Raw genomic sequence first — 22,577 nt, 5'->3', positions numbered from 1 at the left:
GTGATAAAGGTAATGCAATTTTTCTTGTCTAAACACCAAAAATACATACAACGCTGCATCGATTTAGCTCAAAATGCCAAAGGTAAAACATACCCGAACCCAATGGTTGGCAGTGTGGTGGTGTATAATGATAAAATTATTGGTGAAGGCTGGCATCAGAAATCCGGTGAAGCCCATGCTGAAGTGAATGCAATCAATTCAGTTAAAGATAAATCGTTGCTTGAAAAATCCACAATCTATGTAAGCCTCGAGCCTTGTAGTCATTATGGCAAAACACCTCCGTGTGCCGATTTGATAATTTCACAGACCATCCCTAAAATTATAATTGGTTGTTTAGACCCCAATCCAGAAGTTGCCGGGCGGGGTGTAAAAAAGCTTCTGGAAGCAGGAAGAAAAGTGATGGTGGGAATATTGGAAGAAAAATGCCAAACATTAAACAAACGTTTTTTTACAATCCATCAAAAGAATCGCCCTTACATCATTTTAAAATGGGCACAAACCAAAGATGGATTTATTGCTCCCAACAATCAACAAACTGGCAAGCCTTTCTGGATTACAAGTACTGCATCCAAACAACTGGTGCATAAGTGGCGCAGTGAGGAGCAAGCTATCTTAGTTGGTACAACTACTGTTTTAAAAGACAACCCACAAATAACAAATCGTCATTGGGAAGGAAAAAGTCCGGTTAGAGTGGTTCTTGATCAGCACCTTAAAATTGATAAAACAGCTGCAATTTATGATGACAGCGCAAAAACAATCATACTCACTTCTTTAAAAAACAAAATCCCGGCAGCCAATCAAAACATTCTTTTTGAATTGGTTGATTTTGAGAAAAACCTTCCGCAGCAAATCTGTGAAGTGCTTTTCAAACATAAAATACAATCAGTAATAGTTGAAGGTGGTGCACAAACTTTAAATACTTTTATTCAGGAAAATTTGTGGGATGAAGCCCTGGTTTTTAGAGGAAGTATAAATATTAAAACAGGTGTCAAAGCTCCAAATTTCGATTTCATTGCCACAAAATCTCACTCCATCAATCAGGATCTGTTAAGCTATTATTACAATGATTAAAACCATACTTTTTGATTTTGGTGATGTTTTCTTAAACCTCAATAAGAAAGCAACAATTCTTGAACTTCAAAAACTGGGCTTACAAGAATTTACTCCTGAAATGCTTCAGCTTAACAACCAGTATGAAAAAGGTGAAATAAGCTCTAAAATGTTTATTGAGTTCTATAAAACCCAACTTCCAAATGCAACCCACCAACAGCTCATAGATTCATGGAACTCCATCTTACTGGATTTTCCGGAATACCGTCTGGCATTCCTTAAAAAATTATCCGCTTCAAAAAAATACCAACTACTACTGTTAAGCAACACAAACCAGTTGCATATTGATTGGGTAGAGAAGCATATTAAGGTATATGAACAGTTTAAAAATTGTTTTGATGTGTTTTATCTTTCTCACGAAATTCAATTAAGAAAACCCGATACTGAGGTTTTTCGATTTATATTGCAAACTCATGAACTAAATGCAAATGAAACTCTGTTTATAGACGATACTTTTGAGAATACAGAAGCTGCAAAGCGTTTGGGTTTTCATACATGGAATTTAAACCCAAAAGAAGACGATATCACTGAACTATTCACTAAATACAGCCATTTACTGTGATTTATTTGATCTTTAGCATACTGGTTTCAAGCCTATTGTATGTAGTTTTTAAGTTATTCAAACAATTTAAAATCAACACACTACATGCAATTATTTGCAACTATTATGTCGCTTTTCTTTTTGGTATTGCAATGTCTGATTCACAATTGGGTCTCAGTGAAGTTATTAAAGCATCCTGGATTTGGGGTACATTAATTTTAGGAATTCTTTTCATCGTTATTTTTAATATTATGGGCATTACTGCTCAGAGAAGTGGTGTGGCAGTAACATCGGTAGCTACAAAAATGTCAGTGGTTATACCTGTAATCTTTGGAATTTTAGTCTACAATGAAACAGCAAGTGCTTTTAAAATTATTGGAATATTACTTGCACTGGTGGCGGTTTATTTATCTTCAGTGAAAAGCAAAGAAGGCTTTAAGTGGCGTAACATTCTTTTTCCCATCTTATTATTTTTGGGTTCCGGAATTATTGATACCTCATTAAAATACCTGGAGACCAATTATGTTCCAGCCAATCAAATAGAAATTTTCTCAACTTCTATTTTTGGGTTTGCCGGACTTTTTGGAACCTTTTACATTCTACTTAAAGGTAACTTAAAAATTCATTGGAAAAGCGTTTTAGGCGGCATAGCTCTGGGGATTCCCAATTATTATTCAATCGTCTTTATTTTAAATGCACTTTCCACTAAAGGACTGGAAAGTTCAACAGTTTTTACAGTAAACAATGTAAGTGTCGTAATGTTTTCTACATTGCTTGGGCTTTTAGTTTTTAAAGAACGATTGTTATTGAAAAATTGGGTTGGAATTGGATTGGCCATCTTAAGCATTATTCTAGTGATTTACACATAAATTATGCCTGATACAGATTATTACAAAACAATTAAAAAGCCATCAAAAGAAACCTTATTTAAAGAAAAAGGAAGTAAGTTTTATGGATATGCGTTTCCGGTTTCAAATAATACTGAAGTAAACACCGTGCTTGAACTAGTCAAATCCAAACATAAAAGCGCCCGGCATTTTTGTTATGCTTATCAACACGGCACTGAATCGATCTACTACCGTGTCAACGATGACGGCGAACCTTCAAACAGTGCCGGAATGCCCATCTATGGACAAATTCAGTCATTTGAGATTACAAATATTTTAATAGTAGTAGTGCGGTATTTTGGAGGAACAAAACTGGGTGTTGGTGGATTAATCAGTGCATATAAAACAAGTGCAAAACTTACTCTAGAAGCTTCAAAAATCATAAAAAAAACCATTGATGTTCAATTTGAAGTTATATTTGATTATCAAAACATCAATAAAGTGATGCGCATCATAAAAGAGAAAAATCTGAATGTTATAAGTCAACAATTAGAAATGGATTGTAAAATCATACTTTCTATTAGAAAATCGAAGGCAGAAGAAATTGAAGGTGTTTTTGATTCTATTTATGAAGTGAGCATTAAACAAATCGATTAAGAATCGAAATCTATATCTTTTAATTTTTCAATTAAATAGTCCGGAGCCATCATGGGTTTTTTAGTCGCTTTATCAACAAAAACTAAAGTTGTTGAACCGGTGGTAATCAGTTCATTTTTTTGGTTTAAAATTTCATAATTGAATGCAATTCTAATTGTAGGAAGTTTCTGAAGCTCAGTTTTTATTGTCAACAAGTCATCATAACTGGCAGATTGTTTAAACTTTACGTTCAAATCTATCACAGGAAGTATGATGCCGTTCTCCTCCATCCATTTGTATGAAATGCCGAATTTCCTTAGCCATTCGGTGCGTCCCATCTCAAAATACTGAGCATAATTGCCATAATAAACCACTCCCATTTGGTCTGTTTCTGCATAGCGAACGCGAACATGGATTGTATCTTTTTTCAAAGGTTAATTTTTTTGAAAGGGTACTTTTTTTTTGTATGTTTATACACTCGCAGTATGAGAAAAAAAATTTGAATATTCAATACCCTTTAGGTTTTTTTTTTAAATAATTTGTTCACATATTTGCGTAAATAAAATCCAAGAGAAATTCATTTTCTCTTTTTTTTTCATAACTAACTAATTTTTAAAAACTACGCACACTGGCATGAGTAAAACTGCGCAATCAGTTTGGACAAATTGTCTGTCTTTTATAGCAGATAACATTTCCCCACAAGCATTTAAAACATGGTTTGAACCCATTCAAGCAGTGAAGCTAACTGATAACGCGCTAAGTATTCAGGTTCCCAGCAAGTTTTTTTATGAATGGTTGGAAGAACATTATGTCAAGCTTTTAAAAGTCTCTTTAACCAAAGAATTAGGTGAAAATGCCAAATTAGTCTATGTGATTAAAATGGAAAACACCTATGGCAATAAACAACCCTTTACAGAAAAAATACCTAGTTCAAACCGTTCTCAGGTAAAATCTCAGGAAGTAGATGTTCCCACAAAAAACAAAAATCCTGAACTGAGAAACCCCTTTGTAATTCCCGGAATCAGAAATGTAAAGATTGAGTCTCAGCTTAATCCCAATTACAGTTTTGACAACTTCTTGGAAGGTGACTCTAACAGATTAGCACGTTCTGCTGGGCTTGCAGTTGCTAACAAACCTGGAGGAACCTCCTTCAATCCCTTATTGATTTTTGGAGGCGTTGGTCTTGGAAAAACTCACTTAGCACACGCTATTGGAGTTGAAATTAAAGACAAGTATCCTGAAAAGACAGTTCTCTATATTTCTGCAGAGAAATTTACACAACAGTACATTGAATCTGTTAAAAAAAATAACCGAAATGATTTCATTCATTTTTATCAAATAATGGATGTACTTGTTGTGGATGATATTCAGTTTTTATCAGGAAAATCAGGGACACAAGACGTATTTTTCCATATTTTTAACCACCTGCACCAAAATGGGAAACAAGTCATTTTAACCAGTGATAAAGCCCCTGTTGATATGATTGACATTGAACAACGCCTTTTATCACGTTTTAAATGGGGTCTTTCTGCAGAATTACAACACCCCGATTTTGAAACCCGCGTTTCAATCATAAAAAACAAGTTGTACAGAGACGGCGTTGATATGCCCGAAGATATTGTCGAGTTTTTAGCAAACAATATAAAAACCAATATCCGCGAATTAGAAGGTGCCATTATTTCTTTAATTGCACATTCATCTTTCAACAGAAGAGAAATCACAATTGATTTAGCCCGAAAAATTGTTGATAACTATGTAAAGCATACCAAGCGAGAGGTTTCTATAGATTATATCCAAAAAGTCGTTTCTGATTATTTTCAAATGGATGTTGACACACTTCAATCAAAAACCCGGAAAAGACACATTGTTCAGGCGCGGCAACTGGCTATGTTTTTTGCTAAAAAATTTACTAAAGCGTCTCTTGCCAGTATAGGGTCTCAAATTGGAAGACGCGACCATGCCACCGTACTTCACGCCTGCAAAACCGTTGACAACCTAACTTCAACAGATAAGCAGTTCAGAAAATATGTAGAAGACCTGAACAAGAAGCTCACTCTATAAAATTCTTTGATATGAAGACAAAAATTTTAATGGTTTGTCTCGGAAATATCTGCAGGTCTCCCCTAGCGGAAGGCATTTTAAAATCTAAACTCAATCCTGACCGTTTCGAAGTCCATTCTGCAGGAACTGGTCATTGGCATATAGGTGAATTGCCCGACAAAAGAAGCATTAAAGTTGCAAAAAAATACGGCATTGACATTACAGATCAAAGAGGAAAACAGTTTGCTGAAAAAGACTTTAATGAGTTTGATATTATATACGTCATGGATATAGAAAATAAAAAAAACTTGTTAAAGATGGCTCCAAATGACGAATCAAAACAAAAAGTAAAACTCATTCTCAATGAATTGTTTGAAAACGAAAATGTAGACGTTCCCGACCCTTACTACGGAAGTGATCACGATTTTGAACACGTATATAAACTCCTCGATGAGGCTTCCTCAATAATTTCAAAAAAGCTCTCAGTGTAAACAATTTCTTTAAAATAATGAATCCCAGCATCTTTTTTTCTATTTTAGTAACAGAAAATATTGATTACTGATAATTTTTAACTCTTTTCCCATGAAAAAACATCTTATACTCTTAGCCGGCATTTTTATTTCAACGATTGTTTTTAGTCAGGAACTGGAGTTGGAACTCATTGCTGATGGCTTTAGCAGCCCACTAGAAATTAAGCACGCGGGAGATGATCGCTTGTTTATTGTTGAACAAGGTGGCCAAATTAAAATACTAAACCCTGATGGAAGTATAAACCCCACTCCCTTTCTTAACATATCTTCGCTTGTGAGTTCTGGAGGAGAACGTGGCTTATTGGGACTGGCTTTTCATCCTGATTATACCAATAACGGTTTCTTCTATCTAAATTATACTAACACATCTGGAAACACACAAATATCAAGGTTTACCGTGAGTGGCGACCCTAATATTGCAGATGAAAACAGCGAACTTCAAATGCTGAGTTACAATCAACCTTTTACAAATCACAATGGTGGCCACATTGCTTTTGGTCCTGATGGCAAATTATATATTTCCAGTGGTGATGGTGGCAGTGGTGGTGACCCCCAAAACAATTCTCAAGATTTATCCACATTATTAGGAAAAATAGTAAGACTAGACGTTGACCTGCCTGCTCCTTATATTCCTGCTGACAATCCTTTTATAGGCAACCCTGATGCCCTCGATGAGATATGGGCATTTGGTGTACGTAACCCATGGAAGTTTTCGTTTGACACTGATTCCGGTGATTTATGGATAGCAGATGTAGGTCAAAATGCTTGGGAAGAAATCAACAAAATGCCTTCAGTGGACGCAGGTTTAAACTATGGCTGGCGTTGTTATGAAGGAACAAACCCTTTCAACACGGCAGGTTGTCCACCTGTTGAAGAGTTAACATTTCCAATAGCTGAATATGCAAGCTCAGGCTCAAGGTGTTCAATTACCGGTGGTTATGTTTATCGCGGTGATGAATTTCCCGCTATAGAAGGGTTGTACTTCTTCGCAGATCTTTGTAGTGGTGAGATAGGAACAGTTGATCAAGATGATAATTTAGTGTTCCATGGTAATTTTGGCGCCGGCACCATTACAAGTTTTGGTGTAGACCATCAAAACAATTTATTTCTAGCAGCTTTTTCGGGAGGCTCTATTTACAAAATTATCGACAACACCCCGCTTTCTCTGGAAGATGAAAATACTAATTCGTTCAATATAGTTCCCAACCCTGCTCAAAATATTGTTACAATCAATTCAACTGTTCAACCAATTTCATCAATCAATATCATGGACTTAAGAGGAACTGTATTAAAAAAATATAAAGGAGAACATAATAAAACCCAAGCTATTGATGTTTCTCATTTAAAGACAGGGGTTTATTTTATTGCTGTAACTTCAAATTCAGGAAAAGTATCCTATAAAAAACTAATGATTCAATAAGGTGTCAAATTCCCCACAAAAAGGTAAAGTTTATTTAATTCCTACAACTTTAGGCGAAACGAGCCCATTGGAAGTTTTACCGCTTTCAGTAAAAAAAATCATAGAACAAATAGACTTTTATATAGTTGAAAATGAAAAATCAGCAAGAGGATTTATAAAAAGTATTTGCCCGGGAAAATCACAACCCAAATTGATCATATCATTGCTTAATAAGTTTACAGATCCTCTTGAAATTCCAGACTTTCTTGACCCTTGTCTTGAGGGAAATGATGTTGGAATTATCTCTGAAGCCGGTTGTCCGGGAATCGCCGATCCCGGAGCAGAAATTGTCAAACTTGCACACCTAAAACAAATTAAAGTGATTCCTTTAGTGGGGCCCTCTTCAATGCTTTTGGCCATGATGGCTAGTGGAATGAATGGCCAAAGCTTTGCTTTTAACGGTTATTTACCAATTGACAAGCAACAACGAAAAAAAGAGATAAAACGCCTCGAAAAAAGATCACAGGTCGAAAACCAGTCTCAATTGTTTATTGAAACCCCTTATAGAAATGATGCTTTTTTAAGTGACTTGATTGGTGCGTTACATCCAAAAACCAATGTATGTGTTGCCTGTGATATAACTTTACCCACTGAAATGATTCAAACAAAAACAGTTGAGGAGTGGAAAAAAATTAAGGTTGATCTACATAAAAGACCAACCTTGTTTATTTTTCATAAAGAGTTTTAGTTTAACCCTTATAGATTACCTTGGCGTTTTTTATAGGTAAAATATGAGAGGTGTCATAACCTGAAAACTTCTTTAAATAATACCTTACAGAAGTTCCAAAGCCATCAGTAAAAACATCCTGGCCACCACTTCTTAAAAACTTTTTCACATTACCCGGTCCTGCCAAGTGCGCTGCTGCAAGGATTCCAGACTCAGTGATGTAAACACCGTTTACATAAGTGCCAGAAAACCTTTTAATATCGCGTTGCAATACCCATTTATTTCGGGCAGTATAAGTTTTAAAGGCAGTTTCCTGAAGTTTAGGGTTATTCAGAAATAATTTTGAGTCTTTAATTCCAATTAAATTGAGTGTTGCGCGACCAAATTGATATTTACCCATATAACCAAAATCGTTGATTATAAAATAATCTCCCCTAGACTCTTTAAAAGCCAGGGCTTCTCTGAAACCCATATATGTTTTACCTAGGTATGGATAAACAACCAATTCAACCTCTTCTTCGACTATTATGTCTTCCTCAAAAGGAACCAAATAGTTAAGTTCTAGTCCATCAGTAGAATAGTATGAAAAGTCATAACTGTTCTTAGACAAAAATCCCCAGCTTACCAGTAGGCAAGCGATGCTGATTATTGAAATACTAAAAAGTAATTTTTTCATCATATTTAATTTTTTTGAAGTAATTTTCTTACCCCTCAAAATTGCGTGCAAATATACACAAATTTACAATATGATGTCTGTCAATATGTTAAGCAATTGATAAAGTACATTTTTTTGGGATTAACAACACTCTCATAACCCTATTTATAGTGTTTGAGAGAATTTTCTTAAACCTGTAATAACTCTTAATTTTTTGTTAAAAATGAGTATGTGTTTCATTAAAAAGGCTTGTTGAAAGCCAATTGGATGATTATATTAAGTAAAAAAATACGCTATCGATTAATACCTTGCCGGTTAATCCAATTGATATATTGCTGTCTGTTCCGGTTGTGTTGTAGTAAATTTTTAGCAAATAAATGATATCCCGGGCGGGACACATCGGCAACAAAATAATAATAAGAATGTTCCTCAAAATTTAAAACTGCATCGATGGAGCTTATATCAGGCATTGAAATAGGACCCGGAGGCAATCCTGTAAATTTATAAGTATTGTAAGGAGAGTCTGTTTCTAAATCTTTAAACAGAACACGTTTGATGACAGTGTCAAAATCACCTGTTTTCTTTTTAATTGCATAAATTACAGTAGGGTCTGCTTGCAATAGCATCCCGGCTCTTAAACGATTGATATAAACACCGGCTACTTTGGGCCGTTCGTCCACCCTTGCAGTTTCTTTTTGAACTATGGAAGCCAAAGTGATAACTTCCTGAGGGCTTAGGTTGAGTGTTGCTGCTTTTTGAAGTCTGTTTTCATTCCAAAATGTTTTATACTCCTTTAGCATTCTGTCTCTAAAGGTTTCGGCAGAAGTGTCCCAGTAAAATTCATAGGTATTCGGAACATACATCGCTAGTAGGGTTTCTTGAGAGAACCCATTGGAATCTAAAAATGATTGATCGGCCATAGATTTTACTAAAGCACTACTGTCTGCTTCAATTTGTTCTGCTATTCTACCTGCTAAGAGCCCAATGGTTTCCTGATTGTTAAAAGAAACCATAACAGGAATATTGTTACTTCGCAGGCTATTGATAATCTCATTGTTATTCATTCCTTTTTTGATAGCATACCTACCAGGCTTAACATGATTAACATATCCCTTTTTTTGAGCAACAATATCAAAACTTTCAATGTCCTTTAAATCGTCTTTTAACTGATCTCTAACTACTCTGTAGGAACCATCACTCGGCACATACACCATCACTTCATTTTCATTAAAAGCTGTATTTGGTGAAAAAACACTGGTGTAGATATAATATGAAAAAAATCCGGCGACAACCAATCCAAGTAACACCACAATTAATAAAATTCGTTTTATATACATATTAATTCAGTTCAATATAATTGGCTCCAAAGTTAACACATTTTATACGTTTCACTTCCAATCAATATTTTAAAAATAAGCGAAAACTTATTGGAGTAGTCTTTTAGTTAGTATCTTTGAAACCAAATAAAATTTATGGAAAGTATTAGTGTTTTTGACATGCTTAAAATTGGTGTTGGTCCCTCTAGTTCACATACTCTTGGGCCCTGGCGAGCAGCACAGCGTTGGATTGAAGAATTGAAAGCTGCCAAACAGTTTGAAGAAGTTTCAGAAATTTATATTGATTTATTCGGCTCATTATCCCTTACAGGAAAAGGGCACGCCACCGACCTTGCTGCAGTTTTAGGATTGAGCGGTTATGACCCTGTAACGATACCTATTGAAACTATTGACACTGAAATTAACTTGGTTAAAAAAAATAACCATTTAGTTTTAAACGGTGAAAAGATAATTGACTTTTCAATTGAAAAACATGTGACTTTTCACAAAAAATTTCTTGAGTTTCATCCAAACGGAATGACCTTTAGAGCCACACTCAAGAATAACAAAAAGATTTCCTCTACTTTTTACTCAATAGGTGGTGGTTTTGTGGTAAAAAAAGAACGGAAAAATGCCAAGAAAAAGAAAATTGCCTTTAACAAATTTCCCTTTCCTATTCATAATGCAACAGAACTTCAAGTAATTTGTAAACAGGAGAATAAAAAAATCTCAGAAATAGTTTTAGAAAATGAACGCTCTCTTCGATCTGATAAAGAAATTGACGAAGGCCTTAAAGCTATTTGGAAAGTAATGCTGGAGTCTATGTACACCGGCTGTCACACTGAAGGCATTTTGCCGGGAGGTCTTAATGTCACCAGACGATCATTTAATACGCATAAAAATTTAATTGGTGATGCAACCTACAATTCACCGGAAGAGTGGATAGCTTCTATTCGAAATACAGAGGTAAAATTTCGACAAATTTTAAAATGGGTAAGCTGTTTTGCCTTGTCAGTAAATGAAGTTAATGCCTCGTTGGGAAGAGTGGTTACTGCACCCACCAATGGAAGTGCAGGAGTAATTCCGGCTGTCTTAATGTATTATATGGTTATCGAAAACCACGATGCAGATTTTGAAGATGTCAAACAATTTTTACTGGTAGCCGGTGAAATTGGAAGTCTGTTTAAAAAAGGAGCAACCATTTCTGCAGCAATGGGTGGCTGTCAGGCAGAAATTGGTGTGTCATCATCGATGGCTGCCGGAGCCCTAACAGAGCTTATGGGCGGCACTCCTGAACAAGTACTTATGGCCAGTGAAATTGCTATGGAACATCACCTTGGGCTTACTTGTGACCCAATTGCCGGACTTGTTCAGATACCATGTATAGAGCGAAATGCAATGGGAGCTATCAAAGCAATCAATGCAAGTGAAATGGCACTTGACGGCGATGCTTCTAAAGCAAAAGTTCCACTAGACAAAGTAATACAAACCATGTGGGAAACAGCCCAGGATATGAGTAGTAAATACAAAGAAACTAGTGAAGGAGGTCTCGCTGTTAGGGTTAATCTGAGTGATTGTTAAAATCAACTCATTCTTTCTGATATGAGTTTTAAATTGACGTTATAATCTGAAATGAATTGTCTTCTATAATCTATAATCATTCTAACAATATTGAAAGTAGTTGACATATTTATTACTTTTACACAAACTTAAATTTTAATTAAATGTCGGTAGCAAAAAAAGAATACAAACGAATTACAACAAAATCACTGGTTGATATGAAATCACGGGGTGAGAAAATTTCAATGCTTACCGCTTATGATTTTACAATGGCTCAAATTGTTGATGGTGCCGGCATAGATGTTATTTTAGTAGGTGATTCTGCATCCAATGTTATGGCTGGTCATGAAACAACGTTGCCCATTACATTAGATCAAATGATTTATCACGCTGCTTCTGTCGTGAGAGCAATCAATCGCAGCCTTGTGGTGGTTGATTTACCTTTTGGAAGCTATCAAAGTGATGCCAAAGAAGCCCTGCGTTCTGCTATTCGAATTATGAAAGAAAGTGGAGGACATGCAGTAAAAATGGAAGGTGGTAAAGAAATAAAAGATTCCATAAAACGTATACTGAATGCAGGAATACCTGTGATGGGACATTTGGGTTTAACTCCCCAATCAATCTATAAATTTGGAACATACACTGTGCGAGCCAAAGAAGAAACAGAAGCAAAACAGTTAAAAGAAGATGCCCTGTTGTTGGAAAAATTAGGCTGTTTTGCAATTGTACTTGAAAAGGTTCCTGCAAAACTAGCTGAAGAAGTTGCAAAAAGTGTTTCAATCCCCGTGATTGGCATTGGAGCTGGCAGTGGCGTGGACGGTCAAGTGCTAGTAATTCATGACATGTTAGGTATGAATACTGAGTTTAGTCCGCGATTTTTAAGACGCTACATGGATTTACATACCGAAATGACCAAAGCACTTCAACAGTATAGCACTGATATAAAATCTGGTGACTTTCCAAATGAAAATGAACAATATTAAATTGTAGATTTTACAAATAAAAACACTTCTTTGAAAACTGTTTCAACTAAAGACAACCTGCAGGTACTTTTTGAAGACAATCACTTGATTGCTATTAATAAAAGAGTGGGAGATATTGTTCAGGGAGATAGCACAGGCGACAAGCCTTTAAGTGAAATTGTAAAAGATTACATTGCAGAAAAATATAAAAAGCCGGGAGCTGTATATCTGGGTGTGGTTCATAGACTGGACAGACCAACTACAGGAGTTGTTCTGTTTGCAAAAACCTCCAAAGCACTCACCAGACTCAACAAAATGTTTAAAGAACGTGAAACCAAAAAATCATATTGGGCCATTGTAAAAAACCAGCCTCCTCTTGAAAGTGCAACAATCATTCACTACCTTAAAAGAAACCCGAAGCAAAACAAATCATATGCTTATGAAAAAGAAGTGCCCAATAGTAAAAAAGCGATCTTAGAGTATAAAGTCCTCCAAGTACTCAAAAATTATTATTTATTAGAAATTGAATTATTAACCGGAAGACACCATCAAATTAGAAGTCAATTATCAGCTTTAAATTGTCCAATAAAAGGAGATTTAAAATATGGTTTTGACCGTAGCAATCCTGATGGCGGTATTCACCTTCACGCAAGATCTTTGGGTCTAATCCACCCGGTGAAAAAAGAACTCATCAATATCATCGCTCCCACTCCAGATGAAGTGCTTTGGAATTGTTGCGGTTAAATTTCGATTAAATTATTTTTAATTGCATACATCACCAACCCAACCCTACTCTTAATCTGTAACCTTTCAAACAACTTTTCCCTGTAGCCGTCAATTGTTTTTGGGCTTAAACTCATTATATCAGCAATTTCTTTATAGGTTTTTTCAGTGCAAGCCAGTTTAATAAAAGTTATTTCGTTCTCTTTCAATTCAACAGTATGACTGGTTTCCTTTCCGTTTAATACATCTAAGAGGATTTCGTTAATCTGCTCTGAATAATAAAAACCTTTATCAATGGTTTGAATTAATGCGTGTTGCAGATCCTCGGGGTTTATATTTTTTAACAAATATCCCTTTGCACCGGTTTTGATCATTTTAATGATTAAATCTTCATCGTCATCCATTGAAAGCATTAAAACTTTTATGTTGGGATATACTTCTTTTAACCAAACCAACGTTTCATAGCCATTTAAAACAGGCATGTTGACATCTAGTAGAATTACATCAGGAATTGCTTCTGCCTTTGTCATTTTTTCTTGTAAATCAAGACCATTGGAAGCTGTGAATAACAAGCTAAAATCTTCAAAAGAAGCGATTAATTTTCCTAAAGAACTTGCAAAAAGCAAATGGTCATCTACAATAACAATTTTATGGTTTGGGGAGTTTTTCACTGTGTATTATTTAAATGTGTAAGTCTTAATTTTGTTCCCTCATTTATTTTTGAAGTCAAGCTAAAATGAGCACCTATCATTTGAGCTCTGGAAGCCATATTTTGCAGTCCTGAACTTTCGGTTTTTTGAGTGGTGTCAAAACCCACACCATCGTCTTCAAGGTTAATAGTCAAACTGTTGTTATGATAATTAAAAAACGCTTTGATGGTATTGGCCCTTGAGTATTTTATCGAATTTGATAAAAACTCCTGTAAAATTCTAAAAATAATAATTTCTTCTGTATCAGGTATTTTAAAATAATCCCCTTTAATTTCAAAAACTGTTTGAGCATATTTCAGGCGTTCTATTCGCTCCAACTCAATTTCTACGGTACGTAATAATCCATTTTTTTGAATGACTTCACTGTTCAGGGTTTTTGAAAGTGTCCTCACTTCCTCAACGGTTGTGTTTACGACCTCTTTGGTCTCATCAATAGAAGACTTAAAATCATCAGAAGCTTGTATTTTCATCATATTCAATTGCATATTTACAACTGAGAGTAATTGTCCAATATTATCGTGTAGTTCCCAAGATATGTTTTTTAAAGTTTGCTCTTGTATTTCAATTTTGGTTGAAGCAAGTTCCTTTTCAAATGCTTGTTCTGCTTTAAACTTTTGAATTAGCATATTGTTTTTACGCTTTTGAAAAGCAATAAAAAATATCACAACAAAAGTTATTACAAATACAATGATTGAAATAAAATAAACTAAGAGGAGGATTTGTTCTTTTTCGAGCATATTAAAAATCCCATTGATATAAGTGTATATAAAAAAATGTTGCCAAATATAATTATTAGCTTTCTTAATTCAACAAATTCCAAATTTGTTGAAACATAATAATTTGAGAGTATTAGCAATGGAGCAATACCAACATAAAATAATAATAATCCTGCTGAAAAATAAAAAGACAAATTATATTTAAGACTAAAAATCTTGTCAGTTTTCAACAATTCATAATAATAAACTAATATACTAATTACTAAAAGAAGCACCCCTGTAAAAAATACAAATTTAGAGTTTTCATTAAAGTATGTGTCATTAATGAAAAAATCTAATATAGCTATAGTTACAAATGGGTAGAGCGCTAATTTTAATAATTTACGCCAAAAATCAATTGTAATTAATGAACGAAAATAAAGTATTAAAAAACAAAAATAAATCAATGACGTAATATTGTATAACCAATAGTTTGCAATAAACGGTGTTCCTTCTACAAATGAAAAATATTTATATTCTGAAAAGTAAGCAATAGAGGTATACAACCCAATAATTTCGTTAATGGTTAAAATCCATAAATAATAAACAAAATAGCGTTCCCATTTTGTTGGATTACCCTTTTTTAAATAATAGAGGCCTGAAAATGCTGCAATTATTTCAAAAACATTTACGATTAACAGGGAGTTCCACATTTTAAAAAAACAACAATTTAGTATGCTTTTGGTGGATGTCCAGATTGACCAAAATTAAAAGGCTCAATGTTATAATTGTTATTTGAGCTTTCGGTTTCTCCTTCAGTTGGAGCCATAAAAATAGTAGCATAATTAGATTTTGAATCATCATAAGCTCCAAAGTAAACACGGATTCCGGGAGTATTAATCCCTTGTTTTTGAGATTCTTCTTTCACATAGGCAAGATATTCCTCAAGTTCTTCAATACTGTAATGAACTTCTCTGGAATCTACAATACCTAGGTTACTGTCAATGATTTTTGCTCTGGTACTAACCCAGTTATCTTGAAGCTTACGAGCTTCTTCTACAGTAATACATTTTATTGGCTTGTTCATAGGGTCTCAATTTTGATGGTTGTAACCAAAAATACGTATTATAATAAATAAATACTCCTAATTGAGGGTATAAAATTGATTATTCATTACTTTTATTTTATGTTTATGCGAATTCCGTCTAATTTTTCTTTTATATCAATTAAAGTTAAAATAGATGCAAACTATAAATTGATTACTTTAGCTATGCTTTTGAGATAAACTTATTAAATGCAGTCAATCCCTGAAATTTTAAAACAACATCATCAGTTTTTTCAAACCGGAAAAACCAAGGATGTTTCTTTTAGAAAACAAAATCTCAAAAAACTACTGCTGTTAATTCAAAAAAAAGAACACAAAATATGGGATGCACTCTATAAAGATTTTAAAAAGCCAAAATTTGAAAGTGCAGCAACAGAAACCCTGGTGGTAATCAAAGAATTGAAGCTTACTATTAAAAACATTGATCGATGGGCCAAACCCTTAAAAGTCAAATCCTCTCTATTAAATTTCCCTTCAAAAGATTTTATCTATAAAGAGCCCTTCGGAACTGCACTAATAATAGCTCCCTGGAATTACCCTTTTCAACTAGTGCTTGCACCTTTAATTGGCGCACTTGCTGCAGGAAACACTGCGGTCATTAAACCCAGTGAACACGCCCCTCATACTGCAGCAATTGTTGAAGAGTTGATTTTGGCTGCTTTTAAAGAAAACTACGTTAAAGTTGTTCAGGGTGGCGTTGAAATTTCAAAAGAACTACTCTATCACAAATGGGACTATGTGTTTTTTACCGGCAGTGTCCCTGTGGGTCGTATTGTGGCACGGGCAATTTCAGAACACCTCACCCCTTTTACGCTTGAACTTGGAGGAAAAAACCCTACTATTGTTGACAGTTCTGCAAAAATTAAACAAGCTGCAAAACGCATTGTATTTGGTAAATTCATCAATGCCGGCCAGACCTGCATCGCCCCCGATTATGTGTTGATTCATGAAAATGTAAAAAATGAATTTTTAACCGCTTTAAAAATAGAACTCACCGGTTTTTATGGAACCAATCCTAAGAGTTCAAAAGATTTTGCCCGAATCATCAACCGCAAACAATTTGAAAGACTCATCGATTTAATTGAAAAAGAAAAAGTAATTATTGGTGGTAAATTTGATGAAGATGACCTTTTTATTGCTCCCACGGTTATTTTAAATCCCTCTTTGCAAAGTGAGTTAATGCAGGAAGAAATTTTTGGTCCCATATTGCCAGTTCTGGTGTATCAAACGGAACAAGACATTGATACAATTTTGAGAAAATTTCCCAATCCACTCTCGTTGTATGTTTTTACTCAAAAGAAAGATTTTGCTGAAAAAATTATCAAAAAGTACAGCTTTGGAGGCGGAACAATCAACGACACATTAGTTCATTTTATAAATGATAAATTACCTTTTGGAGGTGTTGGAAACAGCGGCATGGGAGCTTACCACGGAAAACATTCGTTTGAAACATTTTCTCACCATAAATCAATTACTAAAAGAGCTACATGGATTGACCTTCCACTGCGATACGCTCCGTATAAAAACAAGCTGAAATGGATAAAAAAAATTTTCTAAATCTTTTTATTTAGCATTTTTTTTCTTGCGAAGTGAATACAAATCCGTTCTTCTGTCTTTAAGGTTTCTTACACTCCCAAAGTTATGAAGCTCTTTCAACAAATCCATATCCACATCGGCAATCAGTGTGCTTTCAGTATTTGGGGTTGCTTCGGCTTTAATTCCGTTTACCGGAAAAGCAAAATCTGAAGGTGTAAAAACAGCACTTTGTGCATATTGAATATCCATGTTGTTTACTTTAGGTAGGTTTCCAACATTGCCGGCGATCGCTACATAACACTCATTTTCGATTGCTCTTGCTTTGGCACAGTTTCTAACACGCTCATACCCATTTTGAGTGTCTGTCATAAATGGTACAAAAAGTATTTTCATGCCTTCATCAGCCAATAACCGGGGGATTTCAGGAAACTCAACATCATAACAAATTAATACACCAATTTTTCCACAATCAGTATCGATGGTGTTAATTTTATTTCCGCCCTTGATTCCCCAGGCTGACTCTTCTGCAGGGGTAATGTGTAGTTTTTCATACCGTTCATAACTTCCATCTCTTCGACATACAAAGCCAACATTATATAAGTGGTCTCCATCTTTCATAGGCATACTTCCCGTAATAATATTAATGTTGTATGAGATGGCAAACTCCCTGAATTTCTCCAATAAAGGTTCTGTGTAATCAGACAGCATTCTAATAGCTTCTGCTTCTTTCATATGGTTGAATTCTGCCATCAACGGGGCATTAAAAAACTCAGGAAACAAAACAAAGTCACTCTGATAATCTGAGATGGCATCCACAAAAAATTCAATCTGATTGACCACAGCCTCAAAATCCTTAAACAAGCGCATTTGCCACTGCACTAACCCCAATCTTACAACTTTGGTTTCTGAATTAAGGATTTTGGTTGATTTGGTGTGGTAAATATTAATCCACTCCATCAATACCGCATATTCCATTGATTCTGTGTCTCCGTCAAGGTATCCTTTCAGTACTTTTCGCACGTGAAATTCATTAGCCAGCTGAAACAATAAAACAGGGTCTTCAATTTCTTTTCTCCTAACCTTTTCAATGTATTGTTTAGGCGTTAATTCATCAGCATATTTACTGTAATTGGGAATTCTTCCTCCAAAAATTATAGATCTTAGATTGAGCTGTTCACACAATTCTTTTCTTGCTTCATAAAGTCTTCTGCCTAAACGCATTCCTCTGAACTCAGGATGGATAAATACATCTATTCCATAAAGCACATCTCCCTTATCTGAATGCGTGCTGAATGTGAAGTTTCCGGTAATCTGCTTATACGAGTGGTCGTCGTCATATTTTGCTGATTCAACAATGATACTCAATGCACAACCGGCAATGCGCCCGTCAATTTCAATGCACAACTGCCCTTGTGGAAATTTTTTGAGGAGACTTTTTATCTCTTTTTCTGTCCAATAGTCTTCAGGCATTCCATTATAGGACTCTATCATCGATTTTTTTAATTCGATATAGTCTGAAACTACCAGGTTCCGAAGTTCAATTTTGGGTGCTTGATCTAAAATTTCCATAAAAAGTTTTATATGCCACTAAATATACTTCAATTTATAAAAAAGAAAATTTTTTAATAGCAATTTAACGATTAGCCAAACCAGCCATCGCGATCCAGACTGCGATATTGTATCGCTTCTGAAATATGAGAGCCTTGAATGTCAGTGCTGTTTTCCAAATCAGCAATTGTTCGAGCCACTTTTAAAATTCGATCATAAGCCCTTGCAGATAAGTTCAACCGTTCCATCGCAGTTTTTAATAAAGCCAGCGAAGCTTCATCAAGTTTACAAAACGCTCTGATTTGCTTAACTCCCATTTGGGCGTTGTAATGAATTGAATCAAAATCTTTAAATCGAATGGTTTGAATATCCCTAGCTTTTGTAACACGTTCTCTGATGACCACACTGCTCTCCCCCTTTCGGTCTTCACTTAATTTATCAAAAGGTACCGGGTTTACTTCGATATGTATGTCTATTCTGTCCAGTAAAGGTCCTGATATCTTACTCAAATAGCGTTGCATTTCTGCAGGAGATGAGGTTACTGGTGCATCGGGGTCGTTAAAGTACCCCCCTGGACTGGGATTCATACTTGCAACCAGCATAAAACTACTGGGGTAAGTAACTGTAAATTTCGCCCTGGAAATAGTCACTTCTCTATCTTCTAAAGGCTGTCTCATTACTTCCAGCACACCTCTTTTAAACTCCGGCAGCTCATCGAGAAACAATACCCCGTTGTGTGATAGGGAGATTTCACCGGGTTGTGGATAAGTACCGCCCCCAACGAGGGCCACATCGCTAATTGTGTGATGAGGACTTCGAAAAGGGCGCTGTGTCATAATACCGGAATCATCTTTGGTTCTGCCGGCAACACTGTGAATTTTTGTAGTTTCGAGGGCTTCATTCAATGTCAATGGAGGCAATATTGATGGTAACCGCTTGGCAAGCATTGTTTTGCCTGATCCCGGAGGACCAATTAAAATTATATTATGGCCACCGGCTGCAGCAATTTCCATACTTCGTTTAATTGATTCCTGTCCTTTGACATCTGAAAAATCAAACTCAGGCCGATTAAGGTGTTCGTAAAACTCGGCTTTGATATCAACAATTGTTTGTTCCAATGGCGCGTCTTTATCAAAAAATTGAATCACATCAGAAATTGAATCAACACCATATACTTCTAAGCCTTCAACAATGGCAGCTTCTTTTGCATTTTGACTGGGAAGAATAAATCCTTTAAAACCTTCTTCCCGTGCCTTAAATGCAATGGGAAGTGCTCCTCTTATTGCTTGAAGATTCCCATCTAGAGAAAGTTCTCCCATAATGATATACTCTTCGGGATTGTTTTTTAATTGGATTTGTTCAGTGGCTGCTAAAATCCCTATAGCGAGCGGAAGATCATAAGCAGAGCCTTCCTTTCTTAAATCTGCAGGTGCCATATTCAGGGTAATTTTTTTACCCGGAATTCGATATCCATTGTTTTGCAGCGCTGCTGCTATCCTGTAATTGCTTTCTCGTATAGCATTGTCAGGTAATCCAACCAGATGGTAACCCACTCCCTTGGAACCTACATTGACTTCAATTGTAATCGTGGTAGCTTCAACTCCAAAGAAAGCACTTCCAAAAACCTTTGCAAGCATAGTTTAATAATTTAAGATTACTAAAAAATGACTTTTGAAAAGGTTTTAAAATAAAAAACCTCCTCAAATGAATGGGGAGGTTTAAATTTATAAAAAATATTTTAGTTTATCTTTTTATGAACTTATAAACCTTTGAGGCATTGTCAATTGTTACTCTCACAAAATAGGTGCCTGAGTTTAAATGGGCGACATCTAGTTTTGTTGAGTTTGATTCTACATCATAAACGCCCATTGATTGTCCAAGTACATTCATAATTTCGATAGTTGAAATTTGAGTGATGGCTTTAACATTTAATTCAGAAGAAGCTGGGTTTGGATAGATAGAGGTTTGGGCAAACTCATTTGAAGGAGTTCCTAAAACAACATTTTCCATACCTGAAATAATCAATGACATTACTTGTTGACCACCATCTAAACTCCCTTTATGAGAAACGTTGAAAGTATAGGTTCCCGATGCTTCATCAATTTCTATTTTTTCTACATTATCTCTGTAGTTATCACCTGTAGTAGCAGGGTCTGTAAATTCTATATGATCTAAAATCCAAGGGAAAAATGTGTCTTGATTTTCATCAGTTGCTCTGATATCTAAATCATTAATTAACATAGGGGTATCATCATCTTCAATTTGTCCTGATGTTATGTTTCCTTGTTTGTCTGTCCAAGCAATGGTTGCTACTAGACGTTCTCCAGGTATTGCCTGACCTGTAATTTCAAAACCATCACCGTCATTTAGAGTTAACTCCATAATAGTAGAAGAAGTACCGTTGTTAGAAATAACTGAAGCTGCTCGTTCTGTATTAATTAACCCCCAACCAAATCTATAATCAGGACCTGGATCTGAACCTGCTTCATCTGCAGTGTGAATTACCAACCCTTTTAAGGTCGAAGCAAGCATAAATTCACTATTTAAATTGTTATAATGTTGTTGTAAGAGTAATAAAGCACCGGCAACACTTGGTGCAGCCATAGAGGTGCCTGAAAAATTAGCATAGCTTGCATCGGTTGAAGCAGTTGAAGAAAAGGTATTTACTCCTTTAGCAGAAATATCAGGCTTTATTCTACCATCATCAGTAGGGCCCCAGCTACTAAATGTAGCCATATTTACACTATTAGCATTTATGTAATTTAATACTTGGAAAGTAGCTGCAACAACTAGGTTGTTTTTTGAATTTGACTGTCCGGTTAAAAGGTCAAAACCCAAATCACCTTGATTATTATGTGCAGTACCACGGTCGTTTCCGGCTGCCCATACTGGCAAATGATAAGGAGAAGCAAACTGAATTTGATCCCATAACCTGGCACTGTTGTCGTACTTTCCTAAAAGGTAGACCGGAAGTGGAGAACCGCTTCCCCCATCGGCAGGAACACCATAAGAATGGTTAGAAACCAATAAACCGTGATCGTTGATCGCTGCTAAAACTTCTGCAGCTACGTTACCAGTATTAAACGCGTAGTTAATGGTTTCAGCAGCAGGAGCCATTCCTTTTGCAGTGCCGTTTTGAAATTCTTCAGAACCGATAACAGTTCCTGTTACGTGTGTCGCATGTGAACTAAAAGATGTTGCATTGTCAATATGAACTGCTCTTCCTTCTAAAAGTTGATGAGATTCACGCACTTTACCACCATCCCAAACTCCGGCCAACATATTTTCGCCATTTAAATCGAGCCCAGATGAACCACCTGTATGAACATGGTTGGCTCTGGCCGTTATTACTGCACCTAAATTTGTTGTCTGTAAATAGATCGGAAATTCACCATCAACAACATCAACCAAATAGCCTACTCCACCGTTTTCAGTTTCATAAGATTCTGGCCAACCTTTTTGTTGAGCAATTTCTAAAGCTACTGCTCTCTTTTTTTCAAAGTCAACTTCTACTTCCTGTTTTAGTTGATTTATTTTATTCAAATCTAAAGATGATTTGATTTTCTCACGTTCTGAAGGGGTTTGAGCAAAAGCTGATATAGAAATAGCAATCGCTAACATACCTGTAATAAAAGGGGAACTGATTTTCATGGAATTACAATTAAATGAATAGAATTTTTTTTTGCTAATTTAAGAAAATAAAATGATTACAATAATTTTGACGAAAAATTATCTCCTTTATTAAATACTTTAAAAATAAAAAACAAACATACGTATATATACGTATAGTAATCACCTGCTTTTTTTAATATCTTTGAATTTGAATTAGTAAAAAAACTACACTGGTTTTTATTGAATTATTGTGGGGATGATAATTTGATTTTTTTCTAAGTGTAGAATTAGTTAAAATTATTTTACTAAGCTTAGCAAGGAGGCCGTCTATATTGGATGGCCTCC

General features: G+C 35.3%; 22 protein-coding genes. 12 read left to right on the top strand and 10 right to left on the bottom strand.

What is annotated here, in order from left to right; all coding sequences use genetic code 11:
• Positions 1–12 precede the first annotated feature (12 nt).
• Genes ribD through IEV69_RS10675 form a run of 4 tightly spaced genes read left to right on the top strand, consistent with a single transcriptional unit; the run spans position 13 to position 3,135 of the window.
• A complete protein-coding gene (ribD, locus tag IEV69_RS10690) occupies positions 13–1,071 on the top strand; it encodes a bifunctional diaminohydroxyphosphoribosylaminopyrimidine deaminase/5-amino-6-(5-phosphoribosylamino)uracil reductase RibD (RefSeq protein WP_229741432.1) in 1,059 nt (352 codons plus the stop codon).
• Positions 1,064–1,672, top strand: coding sequence for an HAD family hydrolase (locus tag IEV69_RS10685; protein ID WP_188442285.1), 609 nt, complete (start codon positions 1,064–1,066; stop codon positions 1,670–1,672). The genes ribD and IEV69_RS10685 overlap by 8 nt, the downstream gene beginning before the upstream one ends.
• The gene (locus IEV69_RS10680; protein WP_188442284.1) at positions 1,669–2,520 is read left to right on the top strand and encodes a DMT family transporter; all 852 of its coding nucleotides are present in this window, start codon (positions 1,669–1,671) and stop codon (positions 2,518–2,520) included. The genes IEV69_RS10685 and IEV69_RS10680 overlap by 4 nt, the downstream gene beginning before the upstream one ends.
• Positions 2,521–2,523: 3 nt before the next feature.
• A complete protein-coding gene (locus IEV69_RS10675) occupies positions 2,524–3,135 on the top strand; it encodes an IMPACT family protein (RefSeq protein WP_188442283.1) in 612 nt (203 codons plus the stop codon).
• On the opposite strand, the gene IEV69_RS10670 is transcribed toward IEV69_RS10675, so the two are convergent.
• Positions 3,132–3,545 carry an acyl-CoA thioesterase gene (locus IEV69_RS10670; protein ID WP_188442282.1) on the bottom strand — a complete coding sequence of 138 codons (414 nt, stop codon included), beginning with the start codon at positions 3,543–3,545 and terminating at the stop codon, positions 3,132–3,134. The genes IEV69_RS10675 and IEV69_RS10670 overlap by 4 nt on opposite strands.
• A 202-nt stretch (positions 3,546–3,747) precedes the next feature.
• Between IEV69_RS10670 and dnaA the strand changes: the two genes are divergently transcribed.
• From dnaA to IEV69_RS10650, 4 genes are all read left to right on the top strand, one after another.
• Positions 3,748–5,175 carry a chromosomal replication initiator protein DnaA gene (dnaA, locus tag IEV69_RS10665; RefSeq protein WP_188442281.1) on the top strand — a complete coding sequence of 476 codons (1,428 nt, stop codon included), beginning with the start codon at positions 3,748–3,750 and terminating at the stop codon, positions 5,173–5,175.
• 11 nt (positions 5,176–5,186) lie between these two features.
• Positions 5,187–5,645, top strand: coding sequence for a low molecular weight protein-tyrosine-phosphatase (locus IEV69_RS10660; protein ID WP_188442280.1), 459 nt, complete (start codon positions 5,187–5,189; stop codon positions 5,643–5,645).
• A gap of 91 nt (positions 5,646–5,736) precedes the next feature.
• The gene (locus IEV69_RS10655) at positions 5,737–7,104 is read left to right on the top strand and encodes a PQQ-dependent sugar dehydrogenase (RefSeq protein ID WP_188442278.1); all 1,368 of its coding nucleotides are present in this window, start codon (positions 5,737–5,739) and stop codon (positions 7,102–7,104) included.
• A 1-nt stretch (position 7,105) separates the two neighbouring features.
• Entirely contained in the window at positions 7,106–7,831 is a 726-nt protein-coding gene (locus tag IEV69_RS10650; protein WP_188442276.1) for an SAM-dependent methyltransferase, read from the top strand.
• Position 7,832: 1 nt separating this feature from the next.
• On the opposite strand, the gene IEV69_RS10645 is transcribed toward IEV69_RS10650, so the two are convergent.
• Together IEV69_RS10645 and mltG are read right to left on the bottom strand one after the other, a co-directional pair.
• A complete protein-coding gene (locus IEV69_RS10645) occupies positions 7,833–8,489 on the bottom strand; it encodes a peptidoglycan-binding protein LysM (RefSeq protein ID WP_308420138.1) in 657 nt (218 codons plus the stop codon).
• A gap of 269 nt (positions 8,490–8,758) precedes the next feature.
• A complete protein-coding gene (mltG, locus tag IEV69_RS10640; RefSeq protein ID WP_188442274.1) occupies positions 8,759–9,802 on the bottom strand; it encodes an endolytic transglycosylase MltG in 1,044 nt (347 codons plus the stop codon).
• Between the two features lie 135 nt (positions 9,803–9,937).
• On the opposite strand from mltG, the gene IEV69_RS10635 reads away from it, so the two are divergent.
• The 3 genes from IEV69_RS10635 to IEV69_RS10625 all read left to right on the top strand — a co-directional run bounded on the left by IEV69_RS10635 (position 9,938) and on the right by IEV69_RS10625 (position 13,047).
• Positions 9,938–11,362 (top strand): L-serine ammonia-lyase, encoded by a 1,425-nt coding sequence (locus IEV69_RS10635; RefSeq protein WP_373283670.1) that lies wholly within the window; start codon positions 9,938–9,940, stop codon positions 11,360–11,362.
• A gap of 143 nt (positions 11,363–11,505) precedes the next feature.
• Entirely contained in the window at positions 11,506–12,324 is an 819-nt protein-coding gene (gene panB / locus IEV69_RS10630; RefSeq protein WP_188442272.1) for a 3-methyl-2-oxobutanoate hydroxymethyltransferase, read from the top strand.
• 30 nt (positions 12,325–12,354) lie between these two features.
• Entirely contained in the window at positions 12,355–13,047 is a 693-nt protein-coding gene (locus IEV69_RS10625) for an RluA family pseudouridine synthase (protein ID WP_188442271.1), read from the top strand.
• On the opposite strand, the gene IEV69_RS10620 is transcribed toward IEV69_RS10625, so the two are convergent.
• The 4 genes from IEV69_RS10620 to IEV69_RS10605 all read right to left on the bottom strand — a co-directional run bounded on the left by IEV69_RS10620 (position 13,044) and on the right by IEV69_RS10605 (position 15,518).
• Complete coding sequence (locus IEV69_RS10620) at positions 13,044–13,697, bottom strand: response regulator transcription factor (protein ID WP_188442269.1); 654 nt, start codon at positions 13,695–13,697, stop codon at positions 13,044–13,046. The two genes, IEV69_RS10625 and IEV69_RS10620, sit on opposite strands and share 4 nt — an antisense overlap.
• Complete coding sequence (locus IEV69_RS10615; RefSeq protein WP_229741431.1) at positions 13,694–14,362, bottom strand: sensor histidine kinase; 669 nt, start codon at positions 14,360–14,362, stop codon at positions 13,694–13,696. Before IEV69_RS10615 ends, IEV69_RS10620 begins: the two co-directional genes overlap by 4 nt.
• Before the next feature lie 80 nt (positions 14,363–14,442).
• The gene (locus IEV69_RS10610) at positions 14,443–15,144 is read right to left on the bottom strand and encodes a hypothetical protein (protein ID WP_188442265.1); all 702 of its coding nucleotides are present in this window, start codon (positions 15,142–15,144) and stop codon (positions 14,443–14,445) included.
• A gap of 17 nt (positions 15,145–15,161) precedes the next feature.
• A complete protein-coding gene (locus IEV69_RS10605; RefSeq protein WP_188442263.1) occupies positions 15,162–15,518 on the bottom strand; it encodes a hypothetical protein in 357 nt (118 codons plus the stop codon).
• Between the two features lie 207 nt (positions 15,519–15,725).
• Between IEV69_RS10605 and IEV69_RS10600 the strand changes: the two genes are divergently transcribed.
• Positions 15,726–17,093 carry an aldehyde dehydrogenase gene (locus tag IEV69_RS10600; RefSeq protein ID WP_188442261.1) on the top strand — a complete coding sequence of 456 codons (1,368 nt, stop codon included), beginning with the start codon at positions 15,726–15,728 and terminating at the stop codon, positions 17,091–17,093.
• A gap of 6 nt (positions 17,094–17,099) precedes the next feature.
• Here IEV69_RS10600 and IEV69_RS10595 read toward each other — a convergent pair whose 3' ends face one another.
• The 3 genes from IEV69_RS10595 to IEV69_RS10585 form a co-directional block, all read right to left on the bottom strand.
• On the bottom strand, positions 17,100–18,641 hold the full coding sequence (locus tag IEV69_RS10595; RefSeq protein ID WP_188442259.1) for a bifunctional GNAT family N-acetyltransferase/carbon-nitrogen hydrolase family protein: 1,542 nt from the start codon (positions 18,639–18,641) through the stop codon (positions 17,100–17,102).
• Between the two features lie 71 nt (positions 18,642–18,712).
• Positions 18,713–20,257, bottom strand: a complete 1,545-nt coding sequence (locus tag IEV69_RS10590) for a YifB family Mg chelatase-like AAA ATPase (RefSeq protein WP_188442257.1) — start codon at positions 20,255–20,257, stop codon at positions 18,713–18,715.
• A 106-nt stretch (positions 20,258–20,363) separates the two neighbouring features.
• Entirely contained in the window at positions 20,364–22,271 is a 1,908-nt protein-coding gene (locus IEV69_RS10585; protein ID WP_188442255.1) for a S8 family serine peptidase, read from the bottom strand.
• Positions 22,272–22,577: the final 306 nt, after the last annotated feature.

It is taken from the genome of Planktosalinus lacus (genome assembly GCF_014640155.1).
Taxonomy (GTDB): domain Bacteria; phylum Bacteroidota; class Bacteroidia; order Flavobacteriales; family Flavobacteriaceae; genus Planktosalinus; species Planktosalinus lacus.
This window is presented reverse-complemented; position numbering and strand designations above follow the sequence as displayed.